Source organism: Mameliella sp. AT18, assembly GCF_028807275.1.
Classification (GTDB): Bacteria; Pseudomonadota; Alphaproteobacteria; order Rhodobacterales; family Rhodobacteraceae; genus Antarctobacter; species Antarctobacter albus.
Genome location: NZ_JARAMO010000310.1, coordinates 1 through 17,685 on the forward strand (window position 1 = coordinate 1; position 17,685 = coordinate 17,685).

The following is a 17,685-nucleotide window of genomic DNA, read 5'->3' on the forward strand; positions in this document are numbered from 1 at the left end:
ACTGTCGGGCGGGATGCAGCAACGGGTCGCGCTGGCGCGCTGCCTTGCCAACGACCCGGACGTGATCCTGATGGACGAACCGCTGGGCGCGCTGGACGCGCTGACGCGGGAAAAGATGCAGGGCCTCGTGCTGAAGCTCTGGAAGGAGACCGGCAAGACCATCATCCTGATCACGCATTCGGTCGAAGAGGCGCTTTTACTGGGCGAACGCCTGCTGGTCATGGCGCCGCGCCCGGGCCGCATCCACCGTGAATACCGGTTGCCCTTTGCCGACATGGGGGTGAACGCCGACCTGCGCGAGGTCAAGAAACACCCCGATTTCGGGCAAAGACGCGAAGAGATCCTGGGCATGATCTGGGACATGGAAGAGGAAATTATGGGACGGGCGGAGGAAAGCGCATGATCCGGGCGGAGCAGGTGCAATGATCGTATTCGCAATCTACATCGCGATCTTCGTCGTCTCGTTCTTCGTCGTGAAATTCGTCGTCCACAAGACGGTGACGGATTACACCTCTCTCAAGACCGTAACCTTCGGCGACGAAAGCGCCGTGACCCCGAACCGCATCGCCAGCGTCATCTCGGTGCTGTCGATCTTCCTGCTCTGGGGGGCCTTCACCGGGTCATCCTATGTGCCCCGTTTCCTGCACGCGCCGGGGCCCTTCATCGGCGACGCGGTCTTTACCTATACCGCCGAGGCCGAGGGGCAGGCGCCCGATGATGCCACCGTGACGGTGCGTGTCTTCGAGGTGGGAACGGACGTGGACGACCCCAAGGTCGCGCCGGGGGAAGGCTGGGCCAAGAACGACGTCGATACCGTGGGCGCCTGGCGTTCGGGGCTGATCCGCGTCGACCGAAACGACGAGTTCGGACGCAGTGACGGGCACAAGATCGTTGCCGTGAATGGCCAGCCGATCGCGCCGGGCCAGTCGGTCCAGACCGAATTCGGTCGTGTCGGCATGTCACCCAAGGGCACGCTGAACTTCGAACCGGCGAAGGGCTGGCAGATGGAGCCGATCTGGCTGCCGCCCCCCGAGGCAGTCTGGCAACGTCTAAAAGAAACTGCGCGGGACGGGTATCGCGACTCGACCTTGGCCGCACATCTTTGGTTTTCGCTCAAACGCGTCATCCAGGGTTTTTTCCTTGGCGCATTGGTGGGCATCCCGCTGGGCTATGCGATGGGACTCAGCAACTGGTTCCGGGGCTGGTTCGATCCAATGGTGGAGTTCATGCGGCCGGTGCCGCCCCTTGCACTGATCCCGCTGGTCATCATCTGGGCCGGCATCGGTGAAAAGGGCAAAGTTATTTTGCTGTTCCTGGCAGCGCTCTGGATCATGGCCATTGCCGCGCGGGCAGGGGTCTCGGGCGTGGCGATTTCCAAGGTGCATGCGGCCTATTCGCTGGGCGCCAGCAAGTTCCAGATCATGCGCCATGTGATCGTGCCGAATTCGCTGCCCGAGATCTTCACCGGCGCGCGGGTGGCCATGGGGGTCTGCTGGGGCACGGTGGTCGCCGCCGAGCTGGTGGCCGCCGAAAAGGGTACAGGAATGATGATCATGGTGGCGTCGAAATTTCAGCTCACCGATATCGTCATCATGGGGATCATCCTGATCGGCGTGATCGGCTTTGGCATCGATATCCTGATGCGCATGGCCGAAAAGGCGCTGGTGCCTTGGAAAGGGCGGGTCTGAAGCGCAGCGGCGGCGGCGTCCGGCGCCGAAACGTGCCATCGGACCTGCCAGAGAACGGGCCTGTCGGGATCGGTGTCAGTCGCCCGCCGGTGGATCGGCGGGTTCCGCCGTCTCGGAGCTCATCTGGTCAAGCTGCTGCATCAGGGCCGTGACCCGGGCATCCAGCCATGTCCGGCCCTTGTTGACCGTTTCGACATAGCTTTGCAGGTAGGGGGCGATCTGCGGGAACTGCGCCGAGAGCCGCGGTGTCGCAACGTAAAGGCCCACGCCAAGCGCTGCCACCATCACCACCAGCATGAAGCCGCGGGCAAAGGGGCTGCCGGTCTGGCGCGGCGAGGTCTGTGACGGGCGACCGGCGTCGCGGTCGACCACACGGGGTTCCGAGGCCGAGCGGAGGGTCTGGTTGATCTCTTCGACATCCGGCAACATGTCGCGCCGCGAGGCGGCCGCCGCAGCCGCCGCAGCGGCGTGCAACGCGGCATCGTCCTGTTCCGGTTCCGCCTTTGGCTCGGGGCGCCTGGGCGGCTCTTGGACGTCCTCGCCCTTGAGCCGTGCCATGCGCTCGCGGCTTTCGCGGGCGCGGCGGGCCTGTTCGGATTCCGCGGGCGGCTCCAACCCAAGGTCGGGCTGGGTTTCCAGCCCTTCGGTGGCCCGCTGGCGCGCTTCGAATTCGCGTTCCTCGCGGAACAGCTCGGCCATTTCCGGGTCGATGCTGCTGCGCGGTGCGGTGTCCGCCGGGATCGGTGCGTCGGTGCCGTCCTCGTCCGGGTCGAGGTCAGGGTCCTCTATGGTGGGCGGGGTCGGGTCCGGCGCGGATTTGGGCGCACGCTCGGGGCGGGCGGCAGGTGGCTGCGTCACGCGCTTCTGGAACCAGGTGTGCCCGCAGTTCGAGCACTGCACGTCGCGGCCCGCCTCGGGGATCACCTCGAGGGGCACGTCGTATTGAGCGCCGCAATTTGGGCAAACCAGCCGCATTCCGTCTTGTCCCCGTCTTTTCCGTCCCTTGCGGGGCGTCACCGCCCCGCGTGAACCTTAAGCTGCCCGTATCGGCGGGAAAAGTCCAATTCTGCGCGGCTTGCGTTGCAACGGCCCGATGGCTCGGGCAAAACTGCCGACGAAACTGACAAGGCAGAGGCAGAACCGCCCGTGATCGAGCTGGACAACGTGGCCTATTCCTACAGCGGCGCGGCGATCCTCTCCGGGGTCAGCCTGCAGCTTGCTCCGGGGTCGTTCCATTTCCTGACCGGGCCGTCCGGCTCGGGCAAGACAACCTTCCTGAAACTCTGCTACGGAGCGCTCCGCCCGACCGAAGGGCAGGTGTCGATCTTTGACGAGGACCTGGCCGCGATGGACCGCGACGCGGTGGCGATGGCCCGGCGTCGGATCGGCGTCGTGCACCAGGATTGCCAGTTCCTCGACCACCTGCCGGTGGCCGAGAACGTGGCCCTGCCGCTGACGGTCTCGGGGCAGGCCTCGCCCGACCAGGCCGACAACCTGCGCGAGCTGATGACATGGGTCGGCCTGACCGAGAAGTTCGAGGCCCTGCCGCCGGAATTGTCGGGGGGCGAACGCCAGCGCGCCGCGCTGGCCCGGGCGCTGATCCTGTCGCCGGATGTGATCCTGGCCGATGAACCCACCGGTAACGTCGACTGGGAAATGTCCCAGCGCCTGCTGCGCCTGCTGGTCGAGCTCAACCGGATGGGCAAGACCGTGATGATCGCCACCCATGACCTGATGCTGATCCGCGCGGCCAAGAGCCTTGTGAACGCGCGCAACCTGCGTATAGCCGGCGGCACGCTGCAGGCGGCGGGGGGGGATCTATGAGCGCGCTGGACCGGATCAAGACCCTGGCGGCCCGGGACGCGGGCGCCGACCGGGTGGTGCCCCCGGCGGGCTTTACCGTGCGGCTGACACTGTTCACCGCCGCCGCGATGGCCTTTCTGACGGTCTTTGCCCTGGCGCTGTCGCTGGCGGCGGGGCGCCTGGCGACCAGCTGGGGAGAGGACCTGGCCCGCGCCTCGACCATCCGTATTTCGGCGCCCGAGGGACAGCTTGCGGCGCAGACCGCTGCCGTCCTTCGGGTGCTGGAACAGACGCCCGGCGTCGCCTCGGCCCGGGCGCTGTCGCCCGAGGAGCAGCGCGCGCTGCTGGAACCCTGGTTCGGACCCGACCTGCCAGTCGAGAGCCTTCCCATGCCGCAGCTTGTCGAGGTGCAGGAAACCGGCGACGGCTACGATGCCGACGGCCTCCGCCTGCGGTTGCAGGCCGAGGCGCCTGGCGCGGTCTTGGACGAACACAGCCGCTGGCGGCGGCCGCTGGTGACGGCGGCGGGACGGCTACGCCTTCTGGGCTGGGTGGCGATCCTGCTGATCGGCGCGGCCACCGGGGCGATGGTGACGCTGGCCGCCAACGCGGCACTGGCGGCGAACGCGCAGGTCATCGCGGTGCTGCGGCTGGTCGGCGCCACCGACGGTTATATCGCGGGGGCCTTTGTGCGCCGCTTTACCCTGCGGACGCTGGCGGGGGCGGCGGCGGGCACCCTGATCGGCCTGCTGGCCCTGCTGGTCATGCCGGCGGGCGGGGATACGGGGGGCATCCTGACCGGGCTGCGCTTTGCCGGGCTGCAATGGCTCTGGCCGCTGTTCGTGCCGCCGCTGGCCGCCGTGGTGGCCTTTTTCGCAACCGAACTGGCCGCGCGCCGTGTCCTGGGAGAATTGGCCTGATGCGATGGGTGATGTCGTTCCTGTTCGTGATCCAGATGTACGCCATGATGGCGATCATGGGGATCGTCTTTCTGCCCTGGGCGCTGGTGTCGCGCCACGGGGCCCGCACGGCCTGCCGCACCTATTGCCGCTGGGTCCGCCTGACTGCGCGCCTTATGGTCGGGCTGCGCACAGAGGTGCGCGGTGAGGTCCCGCAGGGCGAGGTTCTGATCGCCTCCAAGCACCAGAGTTTCCTGGACATCATCCTGATCTTCGGCGCCGTTCCGGCGGGCAAGTTCATCATGAAACGAGAGCTGATGTGGGCGCCGGTGATCGGCCAGTACGCCCTGCGCATCGGCTGTGTCCCGGTCGAGCGCGGCAAGCGCGGGCAGGCCATCGCGCGCATGGTCAAGGATGTGGCGCGCGGTGCCGCCGTTCCCGGCCAGCTCATCATCTACCCGCAGGGCACCCGCATCGCGCCGGGGGTCAAGGCGCCCTTCAAGGTCGGGACCGCGATCCTCTACGAACAAACTGGCCAGCCCTGTGTGCCTGCGGCGACAAACGTCGGCCTGTTCTGGCCACGCAAGGGTATCTACCGCAAGCCCGGGCTGGCGGTTGTGGAATTCCTGCCGGTGATCCAGCCGGGGCTGGAAAAATACGCTTTTCTCGAAAGGCTCGAGACAGAGGTGGAGACCGCCTCTAACGCGCTCATGAAGGAGGCCGGGTTCGATGCCGAAAATCACCACGCTTGAGGAGTTGCACGCGCATTACGAAGCGCCCGTTCCCACCTCGCTCAAGAAGGTTGCGCGCCATCTGACCCCGCTCTACCGCCGCTGGATCGAAGGCGCGCGGTTCGCCGTCCTGTCCACGGTCGGGCCTGAGGGCGTGCATGGCTCGCCGCGTGGCGACGATGGGCCAGTGGTGCGGGTGGCGGATGAACAGACGCTTTTGATGCCGGACTGGTGGGGGAACAACCGGCTCGATTGCCTGCGCGACATCGTGCAGGACGGGCACGCGGCGCTGCTGTTCCTGGTGCCGGGGACAAATACCACGGTGCGGGTCAACGGACGGGCACACCTGACCGATGACGAGGACCTGCGCCGCAGCTTTGCCAAGGGCGACCGCTTGCCCGCCACGGTGATCGTGCTGGAGGTGGCAGAAGTCTATACCCAATGCGCCAAGGCACTGATGCGCTCACGCCTCTGGACCTGCGGGGATCTGTCGGACGGACTGCCCACCACCGGAGAGATCCTGGCTGACATGTCGGACGGCGAACATGGCGGCAAGGACTATGACCGGACCTATCCGGAGTATGCCAAACCCCGGCTGTGGTAATGGAGTGCGCCGGATGGTGCGCCGCTGCACAGGCCATGTTCGCCAGCACGGAGAGCGAAACCGCGTCCTGATCCGTTTCATCCTGTGAACGGGATCGAAAGGACATCCGCATGAGCACAGCTTCGACGACGCGCCGCGCCCTTCTGGCCGGTTTTGCCGCCTCTCCCATCGCCGTGGCCGGGGTGGGCGCCTTTCCCCGGGCGGCGCGCGCGCAGGCCCAGGCAGCCGGGCTGATCACGCCCAATGTCTGCATGGTCCTGCCTGAGACGACCGAGGGGCCCTACTACTTCGATCCCGAGCTTGTCCGCCGTGACATCACCGAGGGGCGCGAGGGCGAGGCGATGCGCCTGCAATTGCAGGTGGTCGATGCGGATTGCCAACCGATCGAAGGGGCCCGCGTGGACATCTGGCATTGCGATGCGCGCGGGATCTACTCGGGCTACAGGAACCGGGGCACCGATATCGACGCGCGGGGAGAGACATTCCTGCGCGGAACGCAGACCACCGGCGACCGGGGCGTGGCGACGTTCGACACGATCTATCCCGGCTGGTATCCGGGCCGGACGACGCATATCCACTACAAGGTCTTCCTGGATGAGCGCAGCGTTCTGACCAGCCAGATCTTCTTTCCCGATGCGCTCAGCGAATACCTGTTCCAGGCGGTCGCACCCTACAACGAGCGCGAGGACCCACGCGACACGATGAACCGGGACGACTGGATCGCGCAACGTGCGGGCGAGGGCGCCTTTGCCGCGATCCGCGAACAGGCGTCGGGATATGACGCGGCGCTGGTTGTCGGGATCGACCCGGGCAACGCGTGACCGGATCAAGCCCGGCGCGGGGGGAGCACCGCGCCGGGCGCAGAGGCTCAGGCCAGGGCCTTTTCGGCCTCGGCCAGCATCGAGCGGGCGCGGTCCACGGCTGAATTGGCCGTGTCCATGATTGCCTGGCCCGCTTCGACATTGCCCTCTGCCTGTTTCGATACCGCCAGTGACATGGCGGCCTCGCTCAGGACCTGCATCCGGCGCAGATGCGCCACGGCGTCCTGCAGCGCCATGCTGAGCGCCAGGGCGCGGGCCTCGGCCTCGGCGTTCTTGGCCAGGTTCGCAGCCTCTGCCGGGGCCATCTGGCGGAGCTTGGTGACGGTGTCCGCGATCTGGCTGTTGACTTCGGCGCCGCCGGGCGCGGCCGTGTCGGATTTATCCGCCATGCGTGTCCCCCGATCCCGAAGCCTGTCCCATCCGTTTCAACGCCGCGGCCAGCGCCGCGTCGGCCAAGACCTGCGTGGCCTCCTGCTGTGCGGCTGCGGCCTGTGTGCTTGTTGCAAGGGCGGCCACCAACCCCTGTGACAACAGCGCCTGCGCCACGGAGCCGGCGGTCCCCAGCGTCATCAGCGTCGTCTGGCTGACTGTATCGGTGACCTGGCTGTTTGCCATGTTTGGCATGATGATCCCCCTTACGGTGTCAGCCCGGCAGCGGCCCGCACGATCACGGCCTGCCGCAAGAGCGTCATGTTGGTAGAGCCGCTCTGCAGAGCAGCCACCCGCAAGCCCGCCGCACTGGACGAGGCCTGCAGGCTGGTGGCGACGGCGTGGGCGGCCGCCTGGCCCAGGACGGACAGATTGCTCTGGCTGACGGCATCCGTGACCTGGGGGTTTTCGGTTTCGGGCATGCTCAGGACCCTCCGGAGGCGGGCTTGCCTTTGGTCGGTTCGGATGCGTCCACGGCATCCTGCAGGCTGTGAGTGCCGGACTTGAGGCTGTACATCTGCATGACGCCCTGGTTCGCCGCGGCCTGGGCCAGGATATTGGCCTGCTGCTGGGCGTTCACGGCGTTTTCGAAAAGGATGCCGGTGCTGTGCGACATCGCCTGGTAGAGCGACCCAAGGGCCATTGCGGGCGCTTCGCTGACAACCTTGACGTTGGACTGCGTCACCGCGTCGGTGACTTGTGGATTGACGGTTTCGACCATGATGGCATTCCTTTTCAATCTTTTCCTGGGTTCAGAATCTTCGCGATGGCCTCTGCCGTTTCCTTCAATTGGGCCTGTTGGCGCGCCTGTTGAGCTTCGACGGCTTCAAACATCATCCGTGAGATGTTTTCGGCGGTACGCAAACCGGCCAGGGCCACGGCCTCGGCAGAGTCGAGATCATTTTCGGACATGTGCTTTCCCTCGCGTCTCTTAACGTTAGGGGAGAGTTGAATTTGCCGAAAGCATTATTTTGGTTGTATTTCGGGGATGAGGGACGCCGCCCAAAGAAAAGACCCGCGACCAAGGGGGCGCGGGTCTGGGGATCGGACGCCCCGGGGGACGTCCGTTTGTGTTGTGTCGATCACATGTGGATCGGACCGTCGCCACAGGCCAGCGCCGCTTCGCGCACCGCCTCGGAGAAGGTCGGGTGCGCGTGGCAGGTCAGGGCCACGTCCTCGGCGGAGGCGCCAAACTCCATCGCCACGCAGATCTCGTGGATCAGGTCGCCCGCGCCCGGTCCGATGATATGGCAGCCCAGCACGCGGTCGGTTTCCTTGTCGGCCAGCAGCTTGACGAAGCCCTCACCCTGGAACACGGCCTTGGCCCGCGCATTGCCCATGAAGGAAAACTTGCCGACCTTGTAGGCGCGGCCCGCATCCTTCAGCTCCTGCTCGGTCTGGCCGACACTGGCCACCTCGGGGGCGGTATAGATCACGCCCGGGATCACGCCATAGTTGACGTGGCCGTGTTTGCCGGCGATCACCTCGGCGCAGGCCATGCCCTCGTCCTCGGCCTTGTGTGCCAGCATCGGGCCGTCGATCACGTCGCCGATGGCATAGACGCCCGGCACGTTGGTGCGCCACTGGCCGTCGGTCTTGATCTGGCCGCGCTCGCTCATCTCGATGCCCAGCTTGTCCAGGCCCAGCCCTTCGGTGAAGGGGCGCCGCCCGGTGGCGCAGAGCACCACGTCCGCGTCCACGGTTTCCTCGCTGTCGTCCTTGCGCAGCTTGTAGGTCACCTTGGCCTTGGTCTTGGTCGCTTCGACCTTTTGCACCGCCGCCCCCATGACAAAGCTCATGCCCTGTTTTTCGAGGATCTTCTTGAACTGGCGCTGCACTTCGGCGTCCATGCCGGGCGTGATCGCGTCGAGGAACTCGATCACCTGCACCTCCGTGCCGAGGCGCGCATAGACCGATCCCATCTCCAGCCCGATGACTCCGGCACCGATGACGATCATCTTTTTCGGCACTTTGCCCAGCTCCAGCGCACCGGTCGAGGTCACGACAATCTTTTCGTCGACGGTCACGTCCGCGCCGGGCACGGGCGAGGCCTCGGACCCGGATGCGATGATGATGTTCTTGGCCTCGTGGACCTCGTCACCGACCTTGACCTTGCCCGCCTCGGGGATCGAGCCCCAGCCCTTGAGCCAGTCGATCTTGTTCTTCTTGAACAGGAACTCGATGCCCTTGGTGTTCTGGCCGATCACGTCGTCCTTGTAGGCCAGCATCTGTTTCCAGTCGACCGAGGGTGCCTTGCCCTTGAGGCCCATCTTGGCAAAGTTGTGCTCTGCCTCGTGCAGCTGGTGGCTGGCGTGCAAGAGCGCCTTGGAGGGGATGCAGCCCACGTTCAGGCAGGTGCCGCCCAGGGTCTCGCGCCCCTCGACGCAGGCGGTTTTCAGCCCCAGCTGCGCGCAGCGGATCGCGGCGACGTAGCCGCCGGGGCCCGCGCCGATCACGATGACGTCGTATTGTGCCATGTCGTTTTCCTTTCACTGTCGTTGTTCAGGGGAGGCGATGGCGCGTGGCGCCCCGACTGCCGGTGGCAGGCTCCCCGGGATGATTTTTCTCAAAGAAGGGCCGGGCCTGTGTTTTGTCCACAGCGGATATGTCCGATCTGGAAGTGTCACAGCACTGCCAGCAGCAGCATGAGGACGGTGGCGGCGAAGCCCCCCAGCCAGATCAGGGACCGCCAGGGCGCCCAGCCGAAGTAGTAGGCCGGCACGTAGAGGATGCGCGCCAGCAGGTAGAGGCCCGAAAGTGCCGCCGTGATCCCGTTGCCCTGGTCCGACCAGGTGATGACGAAAACGGCGATGGCGAAAAGGATCAGCCCTTCGAAATGGTTGTCGAGCGCGCGTTTCAGACGGGCGGTTTTCACCGACAGCTGGTCCTCCAGCGACCCGCCCAGCCGGTCGCGGTCGCGCGGGCTCATGGTCTTGCCCATGCCCAGTTCGAGGTTGGCGGGCACCGACATCAGGACGTATTGCACCACCTGCAACAGCGCGGCGAGGGTGAGGGCGGTCAGCTCGGGCGTCATCGTGTCCCTCCGTCCCGGGCTTGCCCCGGCACCTTCGAGTGGCGGGCCGTTTCGGTCATGCCGGGGCCTTTCTGCGCGTCCAGGCCGCGCGGTTCACAGGGGTCAGCAACTGGGCACGGGTGTTCCCGAACCACGCCTGGCAGGCGGCCTCGGCCTGTGCAATGGCCGGATCACGTCGCCACTCTGCCAGGGTCGCGCGCAGGGCCGGGGCGCGGTCGGCGAGGCGCCGTTCCTCGACCTCGTTGCGGTTAGCGGCGCGGTGCCATGCGCTGTTCAGGTGATATTTCCCCTCGCCCAGCTTGCCCTGGCCGTCGCCGCGATTGTTCTTCATCAGGAAACAGTCCTCGGACCGGATCGCATAGTGAAACAATTGCGCGGTCCTGGCGCGGGCGGCGATGTAATGCGGGCGAAAGCGGGCGCTTTTCGCATTGTAGAGCGTGCGATTGTCCAGCCTTTCTCCATCCGGCGTCATCACCACGGGCTCTGGCACCTGCGGGTCGAGCGGGTTGTGATCCGTGGCGCGGGCAAAGCTGGCCAGTTTGAACAGGCACTTGGTCTTGGTCTCTCGCGGGACGGGGCGCGGTTCGGCGCGGGTATTGCGCTCTGTCACCAGGTCGCCGGGCGTCCAGTCGATCACACCACTGTCGCCGAACGCCCGCCAGGGGATCGCGACGCAATCGGCCTGATCCGTGCGGGCCATCAGGTCCGCCAGCGTGCCGTCCAGCAGCGCGAGGAACTCGTCGCTGTCGATGTGCAGGACATGGGTGATGCCCTGGTCGCGCGCATGAGCCAGGACAAGGTCCATGCCACTGTCCTGCGGCGCCGAGCCCTTGGGGACGTCTTGCCGGATATGAGTGACGAGGCCGCGCGCCGCGAGCGCATCCAGCAGCGTATCCGACCCGTCAGTACAATCGTTCGTCACAACGATGACCTGCAAAAAGCCGAGCGCGCGATGATGCGCCAGCCATTCCAGCACGAAGATGCCTTCGTTGCGCATGCAGGCGGCGAGGGCAGGCGTCATACCAAGTACCCCTTGCGCCAGGCCCTTGTCACGAACTCTGTGACGAAGGCCACCGAGGCCAATTGGATCAGGATCGTCATTGAGTACCCCGCAAGATACTCGTCGCGAAGTGGCGTACCGTCAAAGGTGGCCGCCTGCCAAATCGAAAGTGCGACTTTCGCACACAGCGCGGCGGCGAACCCCAAAGCCCATACATGCAAGTAAAAGATACAAACGGCCAAACCGCCCCATAGGAGTGCGTTTAGGGCAAAAGATGGAATGTGAGAATTCAGGACAATTTCGATTGGCTGCGTCGCAAGACCGACACTGACCATAGCCAGGTTCAAGGCTGCGATCAAAACGCAAAACCCGAAGGCGATTTTGAACGAAAGAGGCGACATCGATCCATACAAGGCCGGGTTTGGCCGGGCGCATCTTCGCCCGGCCGTAGGGTGGGGTTTCCCCCCACCGATCACAGATCCATCAGCAACCGGCGCGGGTCTTCCAGTGCTTCCTTGACGCGGACAAGGAAGGTCACGGCGCCTTTGCCGTCGACGATGCGGTGATCGTAGCTCAGCGCCAGGTACATCATCGGGCGGATCTTGATCTCGCCGTTGATGACCATCGGACGGTCCTGGATCTTGTGCATGCCCAAGATGCCGGACTGCGGGGGGTTCAGGATCGGCGAGGACATCAGTGAGCCATAGACACCGCCGTTCGAGATGGTGAAGGTGCCGCCCTGCATTTCCGCCATCGACAGCTTGCCGTCACGGGCGCGCTTGCCTTTCTCGGCGATCGCCTTCTCGATCTCGGCAAAGCTCATCTTGTCCGCGTCGCGGATCACCGGAACCACGAGGCCCTGAGGCGTGCCCGCAGCGATGCCCATGTGCACGAAGTTCTTGTAGACGATCTCGTTTCCGTCGATCTCCGCGTTGACCTCGGGCACCTCCTTCAGGGCGTGGCAGCAGGCCTTGGTGAAGAAGGACATGAAGCCGAGCCGTGCGCCGTGCTTCTTCTCGAAAAGGTCCTTGTACTCCTTCCGCAGGGCCATCGTCTCGGTCATGTCCACCTCGTTGTAGGTGGTCAGGATCGCGGCGGTGTTCTGCGCGTCCTTGAGACGGCGGGCGATGGTCTGGCGCAGACGGGTCATCTTGACCCGTTCCTCGCGGCCCGCGTCCTCGGCCGGGACCGGCGCGCGCGGAGCGGCGGCGGGGGCCGATGCGGCAGGGGCGGCGGATGCGGCAGCCACGGCGGCGGCTACGTCGGCCTTGGTGGCACGACCGTCACGGCCGGTGCCCTGCACCTGCTCGCGCTTGATCCCGGCCTCGGCGATTGCCTTCTCGGCGGCGGGGCCGTCCTTGATGTCCTTGCCCGGACCGCCGTCGCCGGCGGGCGGGGTCTGGTACTGCTTGCCCTGCGCGGCCTCGTCCGGCGCCGGAGCAGCGGCCACGGCGGCGCCGCCCGAGGACAGGACCGCCAGCTTGGCGTCCGCCTGCACGGTGGTGCCTTCCTCGGCGACGATCTCTGTCAGCGTGCCTGCGGCGGGGGCGGGCACCTCGACGGACACCTTGTCGGTTTCCAGTTCGCAGAGCATCTCATCCTGCGCGACCGTGTCGCCGACCTTCTTGAACCAGGTCGAAACGGTCGCCTCGGACACGCTTTCGCCCAGCGTCGGCACCATGACGTCGACGCTCTCGCCGCCGCCGCTGCTTTCCTTGGCCTCGGCCGCCGGTTCGGGTTTGGCCGCGGGCGCGCTTTCGGCGCCAGCGGCCCCTTCCGAGATATTGGCCAGCAGGGCATCGACGCCCACGGTCTCACCTTCGGCGGCAACGATGTCGCTCAGCGTTCCGGCGACGGGCGAGGGAACCTCGACCGTGACCTTGTCGGTTTCAAGCTCGCAGAGCATTTCGTCCACCGCCACGGCATCGCCGGGCTTCTTGAACCAGGTTGCGACCGTTGCTTCGGTCACCGATTCCCCAAGTGTGGGAACACGCACTTCGGTCATGGTCTTACTTTCCTTCCACTGTCAGCGCTTCGTCAACAAGCGCCTCTTGCTGTGCTTTGTGCTGGCTGGCCAGGCCCGTTGCGGGGCTGGCCGATGTGGCGCGGCCCACGTAGCGCGGGCGCGGATGCGTGGCGCCGATACGGCCCAGCACCCATTCGATATTGGGTTCGATAAAGCCCCAGGCGCCCTGGTTCTTGGGCTCTTCCTGGCACCAGAGCATCTCGGCCCCCTTGAAGCGTTCCAGTTCCTTGACCAGCGAAATCGCCGGGAAGGGATAGAACTGTTCGACCCGCAGCAGGTAGACATCGTCGATGCCACGCGCGTCGCGTTCCTCGAGCAGGTCGTAGTAGACCTTGCCCGAACACATCACCACGCGCTTGATCTTGTCGTCCGCCACCAGCTTGGTTTCGCTCTCGCCGGACTCCGCGCTGTCCCAGAGAACCCGGTGGAACGAGGAATTGGTGGTGAACATGTCGGCGTTCGACACGCAGAGTTTGTGCCGCAGCAGCGATTTCGGCGTCATCAGGATCAGCGGCTTGCGGAAGGTCCGGTGCAGCTGACGGCGCAGGATGTGGAAATAGTTCGCGGGCGTCGAACAGTTCGCCACGATCCAGTTGTCCTGCCCGCACATCTGCAGAAAGCGTTCCAGACGCGCCGAGGAGTGTTCCGGCCCCTGGCCCTCGAAGCCGTGCGGCAGCAGGCAGACAAGGCCCGACATCCGCAGCCATTTCGATTCACCCGAGCTGATGAACTGGTCGAACATGATCTGCGCGCCGTTGGCGAAATCGCCGAACTGCGCCTCCCAGAGGGTCAGCGCATTGGGTTCCGCCAGCGAATAACCGTATTCGAACCCCAGCACCGCGTATTCCGACAGGGCGCTGTCGATCACCTCGAACCGGGCCTGTCCTTCGCGGATGTTGTTGAGCGGGTAGTAACGCTCTTCGGTCTCCTGGTTCACGATGCCCGAATGGCGCTGCGAGAAGGTGCCGCGGGTCGAGTCCTGGCCCGCAAGGCGCACCGGGTAGCCCTCCAGTTGCAACGAGCCGAAGGCCAGGGCCTCGGCCGTGGCCCAGTCAAAGCCTTCGCCGGTCTCGAACATCTTGGCGCGGCTTTCCAGCAGACGTCCCACGGTGCGGTGTACCGGGAAACCCTCGGGCAGATGGGTCAGGGCGTTGCCGACGTCGGCCAGGGCCTTTTCGGAAATCGAGGTCTTGCCGCGCTGGTACTTGCCCTCTTTCTGCTTGTCGAGGTGGCTCCACCGGCCATCCAGCCAGTCCGCCTTGTTCGGGCGATAGACCTTGCCGGCCTCGAATTCCTCGTTCAGCAGCGCCTGGAAGGCGGCCTTCATGTCCTCGATCTCGCCCTCGGGGATCAGGCCGTCCTTGACCAGCCGTTCCGTGTAGAGAGTCAGCGTGGTCTTCTGCTTCTTGATCTTGTTGTACATGATCGGGTTGGTGAACATGGGCTCGTCGCCCTCGTTGTGACCGAACCGGCGATAGCAGAAGATGTCGATGACCACGTCCTTGCCGAATTTCTGGCGGAACTCGGTTGCGACCTTGGCGGCATGCACCACGGCCTCGGGGTCGTCGCCGTTGACGTGGAAGATCGGCGCCTCGACCACCAGCGCGTTGTCGGTGGGATAGGGCGACGAGCGCGAGAAGTGCGGCGCGGTGGTAAAGCCGATCTGGTTGTTCACGACGATGTGGATCGTGCCGCCGGTGCGGTGCCCGCGCAGGCCCGACAGGGCGAAACATTCCGCCACCACGCCCTGGCCGGCAAAGGCCGCGTCGCCGTGCAGAAGGATCGGCATGACCTGGATGCGGTCATGGTCGTGGTACTGGTCCTGCTTGGCGCGGACCTTGCCCAGGACCACCGGGTTCACCGCCTCGAGGTGGCTGGGGTTGGCGGTCAGCGACAGGTGGACCGGATGGCCGTCAAAGGTGCGGTCGGAAGAGGCGCCGAGGTGGTATTTCACGTCGCCCGAACCGTCCACGTCCTCGGGCTTGAAGCTGCCGCCCTGGAATTCGTTGAAGATCGCCTTGTAGGGCTTGTTCATCACGTTTGCGAGCACCGACAGGCGGCCGCGGTGCGGCATGCCGATGACGATCTCCTTGACGCCCAGGTTGCCGCCGCGCTTGATGATCTGCTCCATCGCGGGGATCAGGCTTTCGCCGCCGTCGAGGCCGAACCGTTTGGTGCCCATGTACTTGACGTGCAGGAACTTCTCGAAGCCCTCGGCCTCGACCATCTTGTTCAGGATCGCCTTGCGGCCTTCGCGGGTGAACTTGACCTCCTTGCCAAAGCCCTCGATCCGCTCCTTCAGCCAGCTGGCCTGTTCGGGGTCCGAGATGTGCATGTACTGCAGGGCGAAGGTGCCGCAATAGGTGCGCTTGATGATCGACAGGATCTCGCGCAGCGATGCGATCTGCAGGCCCAGCACGTTGTCGATGAAGATCGGGCGATCCATGTCGCCCTCGGTGAAGCCATAGGACTTGGGATCAAGCTCGGGGTGGTTCGAGGTGTCGCGCAGGCCCAGCGGGTCCAGATCGGCGGCCAGGTGGCCCCGGATCCGGTAGGCGCGGATGATCATCAGAGCACGGATGCTGTCCAGCACGGCACGTTGCACCTGATCGTCCGTGACCTTGACGCCCTGTTCCTCGGCCTTGTCCTTGATCTTCTTGCCGGCGCCCTTGGCCTCGGCCGGAACTGCGGGCATCGGCCATTCACCGGTCAGCGCCCCGGTCAGGTCATCCTCGAGCGCAGGCGGCCAGTCGGCGCGGGCCCAGCTGGGGCCGCTGGCCTCCTTGCGCACGTCCGCCTCTGCATCGCCCAACTGGCGAAAGAACTCGGCCCAGGCATCGTCGACCGCGTTCGGATCGGCGGCATAGCGGGCGTACATCTGTTCGAGGTACTCCGCGTTGTGCCCCTGCATGAAGCTGGAGGCATGGAAGAGGTCGTTGGGGCTTTGGTCGGTCATTGAGGCACCTCGTTGGGGTTGGGACCGTATTCGTTGGGACCGGGGTGAGAGGGTCTGGCAAGCCATCGGAGGATGGCGACCAATGTCTCCAGGTAACCGATGAACATGAAAGGAAGGTCCATCGGGAAATGCTGCCGACCGGCGCGCCACGACAAGGTCCGTTCAGTGAGGAAACAGGTCCTTGTTGCATGGCCCGGTGACGTAGGCATGTTCGTCGTGGCGGCTGTCATGGATGCACCTCGTCTAGCGGGGCGGCATTGCACGACAGGCACAGCGGCGCGCCCGCTGCCCATCCGGCAAGACAGCAGCTGAGCAGCAGCGCACCGGTCGCAAGGTTTACCAGCCGCCAGTGCCCGGAGGTCTCCCGCTTCGGCTGCATGCCTGCCCGGCTCATAACAATCTCTGCGCTCTTCAATTCCGGTCCCAGTATGTCACGGCGGGCGTTCCCGTGAAGGCTTGACGGACCGGACAGGGGAGCCGCGGGCATGAGACGATGGAAGACCGGGCTACGGAAGTGCGTCCGGACCTGCGCCAGAAGTTGGGGCGCCGCATGGTGCATGTCTGGGGGGAAATCCGGCGACAGGGCGGCAGCACCGGTTGTCGGTACGACAGCCTCCGGCAATGCGCTGGCCGCGCTGCCGTTCTTCCGCCGATCCGTGACACCGCGTGCCATCTGTCCTCTCCGTGCCCCGGGCCTGCCCCGGGGCCTCCTGATGTGGCGCCCGGTCCGGATCTCTCCGGGCCGGGCCGTTGGGTCAGGTCATGCCGGGCAGGGCGCCCGGCGCCGCGTTCAGCCGATGGCCTTCAGCACGGCCTCGCCCAGCGTCGCGGGGCTGTCGGCCACCACGATGCCCGCGGCGTTCATTGCCTCGATCTTGTCTTCGGCACCGCCCTTGCCGCCGGCGACGATCGCGCCCGCGTGGCCCATGCGGCGGCCCGGAGGCGCCGTGCGGCCGGCAATGAAACCGGCGGTGGGCTTCCAGCGGCCCTTCTTCTTTTCGTCGGCCAGGAACTGTGCGGCTTCTTCCTCGGCGGAGCCGCCGATCTCGCCGATCATGATGATCGCCTCGGTCTCGTCATCGGCCAGGAACCATTCCAGCACGTCGATATGCTCGGTGCCCTTGATCGGGTCGCCGCCGATGCCGACGCAGGTCGACTGGCCCAGGCCCACGTCGGTGGTCTGCTTGACCGCCTCGTAAGTCAGCGTGCCGGAACGCGACACGACGCCCACCTTGCCGCGCTTGTGGATGTGGCCGGGCATGATGCCGATCTTGCAGGCGTCGGGCGTGATGACACCGGGGCAGTTCGGGCCGATCAGGACGGATTGCGAGGTTTCCAGCGCGCGCTTGACCTTCATCATGTCCAGCACCGGGATGCCCTCGGTGATGCAGACGATCAGTTCCATTTCGGCGTCGATGGCTTCGAGGATCGAATCCGCGGCGAAGGGCGGCGGCACGTAGATGACAGAGGCGTTTGCCTCGGTCACATGCTTGGCCTCGTGGACCGAGTTGAAGACCGGCAGGTCCAGGTGCGTCTGTCCGCCTTTGCCCGGGGTCACGCCGCCGACCATCTTGGTGCCGTAGGCAATCGCCTGCTCGGTGTGGAAGGTGCCTTGCGAGCCGGTGAGGCCCTGGCAGATCACTTTGGTGTTTTCATCGATGAGGACGGCCATGTGCTTTCCTGTCTTTGGGTGA

The 17,685-nt window shown here is 65.5% G+C and carries 20 protein-coding genes; 7 read left to right on the forward strand and 13 right to left on the reverse strand.

Translation table 11 applies throughout. From position 1 onward, the window contains the following. Nucleotides 1–403: ATP-binding cassette domain-containing protein (locus PVW46_RS25865; RefSeq protein ID WP_274578219.1), on the forward strand; the 403-nt coding region annotated here is incomplete at its 5' end. Nucleotides 404–422: 19 nt separating this feature from the next. Next, the gene (locus PVW46_RS25870) at nt 423–1,688 is read left to right on the forward strand and encodes an ABC transporter permease (protein WP_274578220.1); all 1,266 of its coding nucleotides are present in this window, start codon (nt 423–425) and stop codon (nt 1,686–1,688) included. A gap of 75 nt (nt 1,689–1,763) precedes the next feature. Here PVW46_RS25870 and PVW46_RS25875 read toward each other — a convergent pair whose 3' ends face one another. Then, nucleotides 1,764–2,663 carry a zinc-ribbon domain-containing protein gene (locus PVW46_RS25875; RefSeq protein WP_069209205.1) on the reverse strand — a complete coding sequence of 300 codons (900 nt, stop codon included), beginning with the start codon at nt 2,661–2,663 and terminating at the stop codon, nt 1,764–1,766. 171 nt (nt 2,664–2,834) lie between these two features. Here PVW46_RS25875 and PVW46_RS25880 point away from each other — a divergent pair, with 171 nt between their 5' ends. The 5 genes from PVW46_RS25880 (at nt 2,835) to PVW46_RS25900 (ending at nt 6,546) form a co-directional block, all read left to right on the forward strand. Continuing rightward, nucleotides 2,835–3,512, forward strand: a complete 678-nt coding sequence (locus PVW46_RS25880) for a cell division ATP-binding protein FtsE (protein ID WP_069209355.1) — start codon at nt 2,835–2,837, stop codon at nt 3,510–3,512. Then, nucleotides 3,509–4,411, forward strand: coding sequence for a cell division protein FtsX (locus tag PVW46_RS25885; RefSeq protein WP_069209204.1), 903 nt, complete (start codon nt 3,509–3,511; stop codon nt 4,409–4,411). Before PVW46_RS25880 ends, PVW46_RS25885 begins: the two co-directional genes overlap by 4 nt. Then, a complete protein-coding gene (locus PVW46_RS25890) occupies nt 4,411–5,142 on the forward strand; it encodes a lysophospholipid acyltransferase family protein (protein ID WP_069209203.1) in 732 nt (243 codons plus the stop codon). The genes PVW46_RS25885 and PVW46_RS25890 overlap by 1 nt, the downstream gene beginning before the upstream one ends. Continuing rightward, entirely contained in the window at nt 5,120–5,725 is a 606-nt protein-coding gene (locus PVW46_RS25895) for a pyridoxamine 5'-phosphate oxidase family protein (RefSeq protein WP_069209202.1), read from the forward strand. Before PVW46_RS25890 ends, PVW46_RS25895 begins: the two co-directional genes overlap by 23 nt. Nucleotides 5,726–5,835: 110 nt before the next feature. Continuing rightward, on the forward strand, nt 5,836–6,546 hold the full coding sequence (locus PVW46_RS25900; RefSeq protein ID WP_069209201.1) for an intradiol ring-cleavage dioxygenase: 711 nt from the start codon (nt 5,836–5,838) through the stop codon (nt 6,544–6,546). A 47-nt stretch (nt 6,547–6,593) separates the two neighbouring features. On the opposite strand, the gene PVW46_RS25905 is transcribed toward PVW46_RS25900, so the two are convergent. From PVW46_RS25905 to sucD, 12 genes are all read right to left on the reverse strand, one after another. Further along, complete coding sequence (locus PVW46_RS25905; RefSeq protein WP_069209200.1) at nt 6,594–6,935, reverse strand: hypothetical protein; 342 nt, start codon at nt 6,933–6,935, stop codon at nt 6,594–6,596. After that, complete coding sequence (locus tag PVW46_RS25910) at nt 6,925–7,170, reverse strand: RebB family R body protein (protein WP_043136329.1); 246 nt, start codon at nt 7,168–7,170, stop codon at nt 6,925–6,927. Before PVW46_RS25910 ends, PVW46_RS25905 begins: the two co-directional genes overlap by 11 nt. Before the next feature lie 11 nt (nt 7,171–7,181). Next, nucleotides 7,182–7,397 carry a RebB family R body protein gene (locus PVW46_RS25915; protein WP_069209199.1) on the reverse strand — a complete coding sequence of 72 codons (216 nt, stop codon included), beginning with the start codon at nt 7,395–7,397 and terminating at the stop codon, nt 7,182–7,184. A gap of 2 nt (nt 7,398–7,399) precedes the next feature. Beyond that, complete coding sequence (locus PVW46_RS25920; RefSeq protein WP_052244209.1) at nt 7,400–7,696, reverse strand: RebB family R body protein; 297 nt, start codon at nt 7,694–7,696, stop codon at nt 7,400–7,402. 14 nt (nt 7,697–7,710) lie between these two features. Next, nucleotides 7,711–7,887: a hypothetical protein gene (locus PVW46_RS25925; RefSeq protein ID WP_167648565.1), complete on the reverse strand. Its 177-nt coding sequence runs from the start codon at nt 7,885–7,887 to the stop codon at nt 7,711–7,713. Nucleotides 7,888–8,057: 170 nt separating this feature from the next. After that, a complete protein-coding gene (lpdA, locus tag PVW46_RS25930) occupies nt 8,058–9,452 on the reverse strand; it encodes a dihydrolipoyl dehydrogenase (RefSeq protein WP_069209198.1) in 1,395 nt (464 codons plus the stop codon). Nucleotides 9,453–9,598: 146 nt separating this feature from the next. Further along, nucleotides 9,599–10,009, reverse strand: coding sequence for an MAPEG family protein (locus tag PVW46_RS25935; RefSeq protein WP_069209197.1), 411 nt, complete (start codon nt 10,007–10,009; stop codon nt 9,599–9,601). 55 nt (nt 10,010–10,064) lie between these two features. Continuing rightward, nucleotides 10,065–11,030: a glycosyltransferase family 2 protein gene (locus tag PVW46_RS25940; RefSeq protein ID WP_069209196.1), complete on the reverse strand. Its 966-nt coding sequence runs from the start codon at nt 11,028–11,030 to the stop codon at nt 10,065–10,067. Then, the gene (locus PVW46_RS25945; protein ID WP_172430680.1) at nt 11,027–11,422 is read right to left on the reverse strand and encodes a hypothetical protein; all 396 of its coding nucleotides are present in this window, start codon (nt 11,420–11,422) and stop codon (nt 11,027–11,029) included. Before PVW46_RS25945 ends, PVW46_RS25940 begins: the two co-directional genes overlap by 4 nt. A 59-nt stretch (nt 11,423–11,481) precedes the next feature. Next, a complete protein-coding gene (gene odhB / locus PVW46_RS25950; RefSeq protein ID WP_043136334.1) occupies nt 11,482–13,014 on the reverse strand; it encodes a 2-oxoglutarate dehydrogenase complex dihydrolipoyllysine-residue succinyltransferase in 1,533 nt (510 codons plus the stop codon). Between the two features lie 4 nt (nt 13,015–13,018). Further along, nucleotides 13,019–15,991 (reverse strand): 2-oxoglutarate dehydrogenase E1 component, encoded by a 2,973-nt coding sequence (locus PVW46_RS25955; RefSeq protein ID WP_069209195.1) that lies wholly within the window; start codon nt 15,989–15,991, stop codon nt 13,019–13,021. A 790-nt stretch (nt 15,992–16,781) separates the two neighbouring features. Next, a complete protein-coding gene (sucD, locus tag PVW46_RS25960) occupies nt 16,782–17,663 on the reverse strand; it encodes a succinate--CoA ligase subunit alpha (RefSeq protein WP_043136337.1) in 882 nt (293 codons plus the stop codon). Nucleotides 17,664–17,685 lie beyond the last annotated feature (22 nt).